Origin of the sequence: Nocardia alni (genome assembly GCF_019038435.1) — a bacterium.
Lineage (GTDB): Bacteria > Actinomycetota > Actinomycetes > Mycobacteriales > Mycobacteriaceae > Nocardia > Nocardia alni.
The window spans coordinates 36,979-48,174 of the sequence record NZ_JAGPOX010000012.1; the positions used below are offsets into that span (position 1 = coordinate 36,979).

Sequence of the window (11,196 nt, forward strand, 5' to 3'; positions counted from 1 at the left end):
GGGCAAACCGCATGATTCGTGAGGTGTCGGACTCGACCTCGGACGCTCAGGCGTATGCGTGGAACTGGTTCGCGTTGCACGCCGGGCAACGTATGCAGCTGGTCAACTTCTGGCTGGTCGCAGTGACTTTCTTCGGTGCCGCCTATGTCCAGGCCCGGATCGGCCGGATGCCGGCGGTCGCCGCGGGCGTCTGTATCGCCGGCGCGGTTGCGAGCATCGGGTTCGCACTGTTGGATGCGCGTACTCGCCAGCTGGTTCAGGTCGCCGAAGCCGCGCTACTTCGGCTCGAGGATGCCCGCGCCTCCACCGAGGACAACATCAGCCCGCGACTTATCGAAGCAGCCCGCGACGCACGAGCGAGCCGACTGTTCTCCTACCGCTTCATCATTGAAGGAATGCAGCTCTCCCTCACGCTGTTCGTCATCGCCGGCATATTGACCATCGCCGGACACTAGCCGTCACTGAAAGGCTCTTGACAGATCACCCTGTGGGCTGCATCTCCAGCGGATGCATACGCAACGATGCCGTCCGGCACAACTTCGACGACTCCGCACAACTGCCAGATTTAGCGCGCTTCCGCGGTCCGGTGACTACATGCGTAGACACGACCGTCGACGTACCCAACCTGCGACCGCACGCACCGACATCGCACTGAACCGCGATTATCAACCGTCAGGTAATTCCCCCAGGTGTGGTGTAGTTCCGTCACGGATGCCACACCATCTACCCCCTGATTGTGTACTTGTATGAGATCGGCTGTAGCGCAGACTCGTCGAGCACCCACGGTTGCATCACCTCACGAATACCTCCCGAAGCCTTCGGCGGAGTCTGGGCGCGATCGAGCCGGATCGAATGAACCACGACCAGCGCGTTATTCGGGTATGCCTTGAGCTGGAACTTCACCTCACCGTAGGTCAGTTGAATCTGGTCGCCTGGCGATACGGTGCCCTTCACCTCGATACGAACTTTCTGGTCGCCCTTGGTGGCTTCCAGGTCGAACGGGTTGTTGCTACCAGTGTCGCGAACCTTGTACCCGAGCCCCTCGAAGTACTGCCGAGCCGAGGTGACAGCGTGCAACTCGACTATCTTGTTCTCGACCGAGTTCGTACCGAACCCCTGACCGCCACGCCGCGGCCGGTCACGTCCTTCCGCCGCGACTTCGACCATCGCGATCTCCGGAGGCACTTCGCCGGGAAGGTAGATGGCATTAGCGGATGCCTCGTAGATTGCCGCTAGTAGCTGGCCCATGGTGAGCACGTCAGCCCGGAGCTGTGCGTCCGAGGGAATCGCATCTCGATCGTACCGAATCGCATGGACACTGCCGAGCTTGTAGATCCTGCCGAGCCGCCCATCCGAGAGCCAGTCGATCGGAATCCGCTTGTGGAGGCCCTTCGCCGCAAGCACGTCAGCTGCCCATGCCACGCGCTTCGAGAGGACTTTGTCAGGCAGATAGTCGAAGTCCTTGCGGACCGTGTTCCACTGCGTCGTGCCCTGAATCAAGGATAGGTACACCGACTCGCCTTTGATGTCGAACAGGTAGACCAGGTACCAACCGATCCCAGCTTTCGGACTGCTCTCCGGATCAAAGATCCGGGTCCACGGGACCTCAGCTGCTCCCCCTTTGCCGTTGCTGCCCTTCGCAATCCAGGTCGGGAAGGTGGCCAGTTCGTGCTGCAACCACTGTGGAATATTCACCTCCACAAGCTCTCGGCGCCGGACCATAGCTACATCGGCGCTGCGTGACGTCCAGGCCTTCTGCAGGGTCAACACTTCGGTCAGCATGTCAGCGAGCTCCATCAGCAAGACGCTACGCGCGACCACCGACAAGCTTCCGATCCCTCGAAGTGGTGGCGACAGTGCTGGACCGTCGGGGTGGGGGCCAAATCGCAAGTACCGATGACCGCCCGAGCGACGACGAATTCAGCGCGTAAATATGGCAATGGCCTCTTTCAACTCATAGACGCGGAACTCCTCGATGCTGTCCGTTTCGCCCATGGCGGCCCGGCATCTGGTGATCCATTCCAGTGCACGGGCCTGTTCGGTTTCTAGTCCGATGTCGTGGGCGAGTTCGAGCGCCTCGGTGAATGTGCCGAGCGCGGTACGTGCCTGGCCGGTTTCCAGCAACAATGTCCCGATATCGATCAGGACCTCGGTCGCGGCCGGCCGATTGCCGAGCAGATCGAACAGGGCCAGCGCCTGCCGGTGCAGGTCGATCGCCTCAGGGTACCGGCCGGTCCGTGTGCGGACAATGCCCAGATTGTTCAACGCACTGGCCTCGCCCACCCGATTACCCAACTGCCGGAACAACACCAACGCCTGACGATGCAGATCCACCGCCTCCCCGTACAGACCGGTTCGCGTGCGAACAATGCCCAGATTGTTCAACGCATTGGCCTCACCCGCCCGGTTGCCGAGCTGGCGATACAACGCCAGCGCCTGCCCGTGCAGGTCCACCGCCTCCCCGTGCGAACTCGTCCGCGTCCGCACGATACCCAAATTGTTCAGAGCGTTCGCCTCACCTAGCAGATTGCCCAGTTCGCGATACAGAACCAGGGCCTGTTGCAGCAGATCCATCGCCTGGACAGACATACCGGTCCTGGTCCGCACGATGCCCAAATTATTCAGCGCGTTCGCTTGCCCCAGCTGATTTCCCTGCATCTGATACAGCTCGAATGCCCGCCGGTGCAGTTCGGCGGCCTCGGTGTAATCCCCGGTTTCCTCGTGCACATTGCCGAGACTGTTGAGGGCATTGGCCTCACCCAGCGGATCGTCGAGTTCGCGATACCGCGCCAGCGCCCGTCGGTGCAGTTCCGCGGCGCCAGCATAATCCCCGGTGCCCTCGTGCACATTGCCCAGACTGTTCAGCACGTTCGCCTCACCGAGCCGATCACCGAGGTCGAGATACAGCGTGAGGGCCGAGCCGAGCCGATCCATGGCCCCCTCGTAATCCCCCGCCCGCCAATGCACAGCACCCAGATCATTGAGCGCACCGGCCTGGCCGAACCGGTCATCGAGACCACGAGCCGCGACGATGGCGCGTTGGTGCAGCCGGAACGCCAGCGTCCACGGCCCGTCGCGATCCAGCAGCCCCGCCAGCACACCGGTCAGCGCGACGATCCGCGCCGGCTGACGGTTCGCCGCATGGTCCAGGCAGGCCAGCAGGTTGTCGCGCTCGAGGCGCATCCATTCCAGCGCCTGGATCTCGTTGTCGAATGTCCGTGAACCAGTGGAGATTTCGCTGTCCGGACGTGTGCAGCGGGCCAGCCACCGGTCCGCCGCAGCCGCAGTGTGCTCGTAGTAGTCCAACAGCTGAGCCTCGGCCTGTTCGGAGCCCAGCTCGGCATCGGCCAGCGTCCGGGCGTACTCGCGCAGCAGATCGTGTAGGCGATAGCGCCCTACGGCGGGCTCATCCAGCAGGTGGTCGGTGTACAGGGATTCCAGATCCCAGCGCGCGGTCGCGACGTCGAGACCGGTCAGCGCGGCTGCGGCGTGGGCGTCGATGTCAGATCCTGGGTACAGACCCAGCTTGCGGAACAGCAGCTGATGCGCTGGCGGCAGGTCCCGATACAAGAGATCGCTTGCCGCGCGCACAACCCGGGTCCCGGCGTCGAGCTCGCCGAGCCGGTTGGTCGCGGCCCCGAATCCATCGACCAGTTCCGCGATCTTCCTCCAGCGTGGATGACGCGCCAGACGTCCGGCCAGCAGCGTGATCGCCAACGGCAGATAGCCGCACATCTGCACGATCCGCGCCACGGCCTCCCGATCCTCGGCGTCGACCGCGACGCGATGCGCCAAGGTGGTGAACAGCTCGGCGGCCGGCTCTGGTTCTAGGATGTCCAACGCCATTACCAGCGCACAGTCGGGGATGATCAGCCGACGACGACTGGTGACCAGCACCAAGCACTCTGCGGTGCCGGGCAGCAGTGGCTCGATCTGCTCGGCGTCGCGGGCATCGTCCAGCACCAGCAGCACCCGTTTGCCGCTGAGCCGATCGCGCCACAGATCGCGGCGGCCCTCCAAGGTATCCGGAAGGTAATGGATATCGACGCCGAGGCCGATCAGCAGGCCCGCGAGCACATCCGTCGAGTCGGCGACCGCGCGGCCCGGAGTGTGCGCGTGCAGCTCGACGAAATACCGGCCGTCGAGAAAGCGGTCGGACAGCAGGTGCGCGGCGTGGGTCGCCAGCGCGGTTTTACCGACCCCGGGCATGCCGTCGATGGTGTAGATCGACGCCCCGGCATCGGCCGCGGCCAGAATGCGCCGTAGTTCGACGTCCCGACCGAGGAAGGTGCGGATATCCCGCCGCAGTGCGGTCGTGACCGCGGGCCGCAGCGGCGCCTCGGTCTCGGGTGCGGGTTCCGGCGCGACGGGCGATTCCAGCAGCACCCGGCGGCGGGTTTCCAGCCAGGCCGGCATATCCTCCCGCACCACATCGCAACACCACAGGTACACCTCCAACCGGTTGTCGCTCTCCCCGGCGATCCGGCTGCCCTCGAGGCGCCTGCCCTTTTCCATATCCTCGATGAGATTTTTCGACAGATCGACGAATCGCCGGGCCGCACCGTTGCTCTGGGCGGACGCCTTTTGCTCCAGCCGACGAATGGACAGTCCGGCCGCATCCCGCATTTTCCGTAGCGCCGCGCCGAATTCGGTCGGGGTCGTCATCGCCGCGAGATCCTCACGGGTAACCTCCCGATTCGAGCCTTTGATCACCTGCCGACCCCACCGACTCCGCCCCTCTGTTTGCGAGGTAGCAGCAGCTGCCGAATCCGCAATGGTCTTCTCGGGTTCCACCGTGCCCTCTGCTGTGCCAGCCTCCGTCGCGCGATCATTCAGGGCAGACTTCAGGCGATCCAAACCAGCCTCAACATCGAAGCCGTAGCCGAGGTGCTGACTGTCGGCCAGATATCCGTCGAGCTCCCGGAAGAGCCGCCGCTCGTCGGGTCCGTTGTTGTCGGACGTCATGCGTCGGCACCTCCTTTATGCCCTATATCGTGTGCTTCTCTTATCTTCCTCTTGGCGTGCGACCTGTGGGTACACACCGCGTTGGAGGTCGTGTTCAGCGTCTTGGCTATATCGGCCGGGGTCATATCCAGCTCCCAGGTCATGAACGCCACCCGGTACTCGGTTCCAGTGAGATCGCGGGTCAGCACGTCCCAAAGCTGTTTGAGCTGAGGGTCTTCGGTGATCCGATCGGATCGTTCGACAGCGTGAGGGAACTCGGACAGCACGCTGGTCGGCCGATCGAGCTCGGCGAGTTCGCCGCAGAGGATCTCGCGGGATCGATGGGCGCGCCGGTAACAGTCGATCACGCGACGCTTGGTCATGGTAGTGATCAGTCGGCCCTGCCGATCGGCGGAGTGGTTCCGAAAGTGCGTGTCGTACTGTTCGCAGACCGCCACAAATACTTGCTGGACAACATCGTTCGCTTCATTGGCGTCGCCGCGCAGGCCCAGGAACGCCAGACGGTAGACCGCCGGCGCGTATTGTCTGTACAAGGCTTCGATGTGCGCCGTCAGCAGGCGGTCCCCGTTGGTCACCGAGACGACCTCGCTCGCCGGGATCGAGCGCACACCGATGTGGCCGGTTCCGGGGCGATCTCGACGGTGTAGCTGGACACCGAACCCCCTCGCCTCGTGTCTATGATCCGAACGACCGTGCCGGGCTTAGATTCTCGCAGGATCATGCGAGTTATGAAGTGCTGTTGGCAATCACGCACCCGCATCAAAACCAGATACATGAATCCCGGGAGCAAAAGCACCACAGCAGCAGCCCACGTCCCCGGGCCAGCCGCACGGGACTGCACGAACTCCACCACCTGTACTGCTGTCACACCTGGTTCTCGCACGCATAACAGAAACCTTGAGAAGCCCAGTTCAGCCGCAAGAAAGGCGGCATCAACAGATGCAGTTCACGATCGTTCCGAGGGATGTCGCTTCCGCACCACCTGCCGAATCCACAGATGTTGCCTCGCTGTTGTCAACGGCCCGTATACGACTGCGTTCGAGCGCGGTTCGTGGTGAGATTGGTTGGCGACTGGAGTACTGCAACAGCTGTCGGGGGCCGCGGCGTTGCGCCTGGCGGTGCCGTTGATGTGACCGGCGGATCCCGGAGACTCGCTGCGATTTTCGTCTGGATTGGCGCATTCCGGGCGAGTGGCCTGCGGCGGAATCATGCGGGCCCGACTCTGCTAGAGCCTAGCGCGATGTGATGGAGGCCGGCATCGCGTAGTTCGTTCGGATCCAAGAAGTTCCGGGTGTCGAACACGATGCGTCCGGTCATTGCGGTCGCGATTCGACGCCAGTCGAGTCGTCGGTATTCATCCCAGTCGGTGAGCAGAAGCAGCGCGTGTGCCCCGTGCGCGACGTCGTATGGATCAGGGGTGCTGTTGATTCTGTCGGCACTGGTTTCGACTGTTGGGTCACAGGCTGTGATGCGGGCACCATGGCGAGCCAGCGCCTGGGCGATGTCGATCGCCGGTGAGTGACGGTGGTCGTTGGTACCAACTTTGAACGTAAGACCGAGGATCCCGATGCGTAGGGGGTTTTGTTCACCGAGTTCGGAAAGAACTCTAGAGATAATGTGCTGCTGCCGAGCGATGTTGGCCTCGATAGCAGCGTCGACGACTGGCAGAGCGATACCCACTGTCCGGGCTTGATGGGCCAGTGCGGTGGTGTCTTTCGGTAGGCATGGGCCTCCCCAGCCAGGGCCTGGTCGCAGATAGTCACTCCCGATGCGCGGGTCGGCGCCGAGGATGTGCGTGATGTCGGTGATATCGGCGGCCAGCGTGTCACAGAGGGTGGCGATGTCGTTGACGAACGACAGTTTGGTGGCCAGAAACGCGTTGGCGGCGTACTTGGCGAGCTCGGCGGAGGCGGGGTCGGTGAAGATGACCTCGGTCCGTAGTGCTTCGTATAGGTTCGCGACGGATTTGGCCGCTGCCGGGTCGTGGCTGCCGATGACGATTCGAGCGGGGTGGAGAAAGTCGTAGACGGTGTGGCCCTCGCGCAGAAATTCTGGGTTGGAGACGACTGCGATATCTCCACACTCGATTTCCTTGGCGATGCGTGCGCATGTTCCCACGGGGACAGTCGATTTGATGATGACCACCGTGCCAGGGCGAGTGTGGTGCTTGATGCGGTCAACCGCATCGTCGATCGTCGTGAGGTCGGCCGCCCCGTCGGGCTGAGACGGGGTCGGCAGGCACACGATGACGGTATTCGCACAGGTCAAAGCAGAGCCGATGTCGGTGTCGAAGCGCAGCGTTTCTGCTGCCAGACTATGTCGAAGGAGGCCGGGGAGGTCCGGCTCGGCGAGTGAGGTGTGACCGGTACGCAGCGAATCGACCAGGGCACGATCGTGATCGATGCATGTCACGGTGTGGCCGAGCGAGGACAGGCAGGCACCGGTGGTGAGGCCGACGTAGCCGGCGCCGAGTACAGCGATGTGGCCGGCGATGCTCAATGGTGTTCTCCAGGTTCTTGGTTCGGCTCAAGCGGCGGATGACATCCGGTTGCGCGCACTGCCTTGGTGAGCCGGTCGAGGTAGGTGCAGTGTTCGATGATCTGGCGGTCGAGATCGGTCAACGGGCCGTACGCGATTAGGAACGCGGTTTCGAGGTCCGAGCGGTGGCGCCAATAGCGGTCGGTCAGGCGCACGAGATCGCGGGCGGCGAGGTCCATTCGCGCGTGCTCGAAGTCGATGAGCCGCACTGTTGCGTCGGGCGCGAGAATGAGATTGCGGGGTGTGAAGTCAAGGTGACACGGCACGACGGGGACATCTCTGATGGTGGCAAGGTCGCGCAGGTGTGCACGGATTGTGTTGCGGTCCCCGGTTGAGAGCACGTCGGTGGCCAGTTCGAGCCAGGCGTGGCCGCGGTCGGCCAACCAGCTCGTCATATCGACGGTGTGGGTGGGCGGTTGAGCAGTGTGCCAGGCGGCGAGCAGCGCGCCGGCCTGCTCGTACGCCGCGCGCTCATGTTCGACTGGTAGGTCCAGCTCGGTCAGCACTGATCCGGGCACGGCAGTGACGATCAGCGTCGGTGGCTCGTCGATATGCGCGAGTAGCCGGGGTACCTCATCCGGGATCGCGGAGGTCCAGTGCAGGTAGGCGTGAAGTTCGTTGGCATAGCGTTCCAAACTGCGGTGGGCTTTGATGATGACCGGGCCATACGAAGGCGTCGCGACGCGCAGGACCGTGGTGTTGGTGTTGCTGGCGTGTTCGACCAGGGGTTGGCTGCCGGGATCGAGGTGACGTCGGCACAGCTCGAGCAGTCCGGCGGCGCCAAGTTCGGTCACCGGTGGTCCTCGGTGAGGTGCTGGATATCGTTGTGCGCGGACAGGATCCACACGGTCTGGCTGAGTCGATTGGTCTGCTGCTGCCATCGGGTGAGGCTGGCGTGATCGGTGGCGAACCGGGTACGGATGCACGTCTCCGGTGGTAAGCCGAGAAGCAGAGTGTGTGCGGCCTCGATGGTTTCACCGTGGGCCAGGATGAGAATCCGCTGCCCGGGATGGTTGGCGATGATGCGCGCAAGTGTGGCGGTGCTGCGATGCAGGTATTGCAACCAGGATTCGGCGCCCGGGGCGTAGGGGCGGTGCGGATCGTGTTGCGGGAGACCGCCGAACGCGTCTTTGATTTCCCGCCACGGCCGTGCGTCGGCGTCGCCGTGGTCGGCGCCGCGCAGCTCGGGGTCGACGTGCACCAGCATGCCCAGGACGGTGGTGACGATCTCGGCGGTTTCCTGGCAGCGTCGCCGGGGTGTGCTGTAGATGACGTCGAATGGGCGGATGGCGTGCTCGGCGAGCAGGCGCTCGGCCAGCTGAACGACTTGGCGCCGTCCTCGGTCGGTCAGGCCAGTGCAGCCGCGTTTCCCTCCGACGATCCCCTCGACGTTGCACACGGCTTCACCATGTCGAGCAAGCAGCAGTTCGGTAGCAGGCATGTCACTCCTTGAGGCGACCATCGTGCTCGCGAGCACGATCGGTCCTGAACAGGGCAGAGCGAGAATGAATTCGGATAGATCAGCCGGATCGTGTGCAGATCTGTGCCGAGCTCACTTCGTGTAAGTGAAAGCGGGCCAAGGTGATACGTCCGGCCAGAGGTAGCGGTAGCCGTGCTGGTGCAAGTACCGCGATGTCAGCTCGTGGTGGATATAGGTATAGAGACGTAGACGCTGAACTGAACATGTCGCGCCGGCCGGGAGCCGGTCGTTGTAGGCGTCCAGGACGTCCGACACGACGACGGGGTCGGGGCGGCCGTGGGTCATGGCACTGCTGACGATCAATTTGCCCAAGTCGTATCCGAATGGCGCGAGGGTGAGATCGTCGAAATCGATCACGGCCAGACCGCTGTCGGTCATGAAGTTGCGGATGTTGCAGTCCTTGTAGAACGCCACCGGCCCGGACGTCGCCGCAGCAGGAAATCGTGCCAGCAGGTTTCGACGTGGTGAGATGAAATCGCTGATCGTCAGCTCGCCGCATCGGAACGGACGGTCGAGTCGGGCTCGGTACAGATGCCTGTCCCAGGCAGCGGCGTGCAGGTCCCCCATGGCCGAAGCGATGGTAACCAGGTCGTCCGGCCCTGGATGATGGCTGCCGAGATCCTCGAACGTTAGCTCCGATTCCGTTGCCGCCAGAAGCGCGGGAACCTGCACCGCGCCGAGTGCCGAGATCCAGCGGTAGTGAGCGGCAGCAGCAGCGGCACGTTCGGGGTCAGCGTAGATTTTCCTGAATACTGTTTTACCGCAGCAAGTTTGCCGACACGTGCCGTGTGAATATTTGCAGTCCTGTGTGTTTCGCATTTCTAGTTCGCCTCCGCGACAATGTAACTAACAGTCGAGGTAGTGAGCACAGGGGTGTTCGGCAGGCGGCGCCGCAGTTCGTCGGTGATCCGGTTGTAGCTTCGAAGGTGTTCGGCGACTGAATATTTGGGGGATGTCGCGAGATAGGTCGAGACGGCTTCAAGGTCATCGAATCGGAACTCGTGACGCTGTTCGACGACCTCGATTACCGTCATGCTGGTGGCGACGATGGTAGGTGCGTTTGCGGCGTGGAAGGTTTGATACAGGCTGGGACGTGTGGTTGCGTCGGGATCCAGGTCGGCCGCCGCGACCAGCTCGTCGAGTTCGGCGTAGCTGTCGGCCGATTTGGTCACCAGCACCGCGCGTCCTGCCGGTGCTAGGCAACGGGCGATCTCTGCCACGGCCGCCTCTGGGCGTGTGGAGTGATAGAGGCAGAACGCCGCGACGGCCAGATCGATAGATCCCGATGGCATCGGCAGCGTATGGAAGTCGGCGCAGATCGGCGTCACCGCGTGTCCGGCGGCGCGGCACCGCTCGACAGCGACATCTAGAAGCGCGGGTGACTGGTCCAGAGCCAGCAGCTTGGTTGGTCGCAGACCTGTAGCCAAGCGCAGTGTGGTGCTGCCGCGTCCGCAGCCGATATCGCAGACCGTCTGCAGGTGGGACGTGTGTTGTGCTGCGAGTTCGGTGATGGTGGCCGCAGCGTCGGCGCCGCGGGTTTTGGCGGCGTGCAGGCTCCGGGTTCGCCTGACGAGGCGTGCGGGCGAGTTGTAGAGGTTGGCGATCAGGTGGGGGTCTGTGAAGGGAGTCGCGGGCATGGACGGGTCGCCTCCCAGGCGCGAGTGTCAGCGGTGCGTGGAGTGCTCCGCGTGCAGGGTTTTGAGGAATCGGTTGGTCTGGCGGCGGCTGGACAGCGTGATCAGCTGCACATGGGCACCGTGCTCGGCGATCAACTGCTGGACCTTGGGACGCATGGACTTGCGGTATCCCCAGATGTATTTCACGAAATTCCAGGTGATGCGGTCGTAGACGCCGTTGGTGTGCTGGCCGCCCTGGTAGCGCAGACGTCGTTGCAGGATCCCGGCCAAGCAAGTGATCCCCGGGAGATCCAGGAAAATCACCGTGTCGGCGGCCTCCAGCCGGATCGGCAGGGTGCCCGCGTAGTTGCCTTCCAGCAGCCACCGCTGTGGGGCGACGAGCTGGCGTTGCAGCGCGGCGAATTCGTCCTGCGGCAACGGATTCCACTGTTGGTCGTAGTACACCGCATCGAGATGGGTCAGGGGAAGGTCGAGCAGCGCGGCCAGTTGATTTGCTACGACGGTCTTGCCCGAGCCGCCGCAACCGAGGATGGCGATCCTGTCCATGGCCCGAGAGGCTACTGGCCGCGCCCCGGG

At 63.4% G+C, this 11,196-nt stretch carries 10 protein-coding genes; 1 reads left to right on the forward strand and 9 read right to left on the reverse strand.

Annotated features, from left to right (window positions below):
• Nucleotides 1–11: 11 nt before the first annotated feature.
• Nucleotides 12–455 (forward strand): hypothetical protein, encoded by a 444-nt coding sequence (locus tag JZ791_RS07285; protein WP_216893413.1) that lies wholly within the window; start codon nucleotides 12–14, stop codon nucleotides 453–455.
• Between the two features lie 268 nt (nucleotides 456–723).
• Here the strand turns inward: JZ791_RS07285 and JZ791_RS07290 are convergent, their stop codons facing one another.
• From JZ791_RS07290 to JZ791_RS07330, 9 genes are all read right to left on the reverse strand, one after another.
• On the reverse strand, nucleotides 724–1,797 hold the full coding sequence (locus JZ791_RS07290; protein WP_216893414.1) for an MrcB family domain-containing protein: 1,074 nt from the start codon (nucleotides 1,795–1,797) through the stop codon (nucleotides 724–726).
• A gap of 123 nt (nucleotides 1,798–1,920) precedes the next feature.
• Nucleotides 1,921–4,965 carry an ATP-binding protein gene (locus JZ791_RS07295; protein ID WP_216893415.1) on the reverse strand — a complete coding sequence of 1,015 codons (3,045 nt, stop codon included), beginning with the start codon at nucleotides 4,963–4,965 and terminating at the stop codon, nucleotides 1,921–1,923.
• Nucleotides 4,962–5,540 (reverse strand): RNA polymerase sigma factor, encoded by a 579-nt coding sequence (locus JZ791_RS07300; protein WP_216893416.1) that lies wholly within the window; start codon nucleotides 5,538–5,540, stop codon nucleotides 4,962–4,964. The genes JZ791_RS07295 and JZ791_RS07300 overlap by 4 nt, the downstream gene beginning before the upstream one ends.
• 631 nt (nucleotides 5,541–6,171) lie before the next feature.
• Nucleotides 6,172–7,464, reverse strand: coding sequence for a UDP-glucose dehydrogenase family protein (locus JZ791_RS07305; protein WP_216893417.1), 1,293 nt, complete (start codon nucleotides 7,462–7,464; stop codon nucleotides 6,172–6,174).
• A complete protein-coding gene (locus JZ791_RS07310; RefSeq protein ID WP_216893418.1) occupies nucleotides 7,461–8,384 on the reverse strand; it encodes a phosphotransferase in 924 nt (307 codons plus the stop codon). The genes JZ791_RS07305 and JZ791_RS07310 overlap by 4 nt, the downstream gene beginning before the upstream one ends.
• Nucleotides 8,294–8,944, reverse strand: a complete 651-nt coding sequence (locus tag JZ791_RS07315) for a histidine phosphatase family protein (RefSeq protein WP_216893419.1) — start codon at nucleotides 8,942–8,944, stop codon at nucleotides 8,294–8,296. The genes JZ791_RS07310 and JZ791_RS07315 overlap by 91 nt, the downstream gene beginning before the upstream one ends.
• Before the next feature lie 111 nt (nucleotides 8,945–9,055).
• The gene (locus JZ791_RS07320) at nucleotides 9,056–9,802 is read right to left on the reverse strand and encodes a phosphotransferase (protein ID WP_216893420.1); all 747 of its coding nucleotides are present in this window, start codon (nucleotides 9,800–9,802) and stop codon (nucleotides 9,056–9,058) included.
• Between the two features lie 2 nt (nucleotides 9,803–9,804).
• Nucleotides 9,805–10,620: a class I SAM-dependent methyltransferase gene (locus JZ791_RS07325; protein WP_216893421.1), complete on the reverse strand. Its 816-nt coding sequence runs from the start codon at nucleotides 10,618–10,620 to the stop codon at nucleotides 9,805–9,807.
• Between the two features lie 27 nt (nucleotides 10,621–10,647).
• Nucleotides 10,648–11,166, reverse strand: a complete 519-nt coding sequence (locus JZ791_RS07330; RefSeq protein WP_216893422.1) for a P-loop NTPase family protein — start codon at nucleotides 11,164–11,166, stop codon at nucleotides 10,648–10,650.
• Between the last annotated feature and the right edge of the window lie 30 nt (nucleotides 11,167–11,196).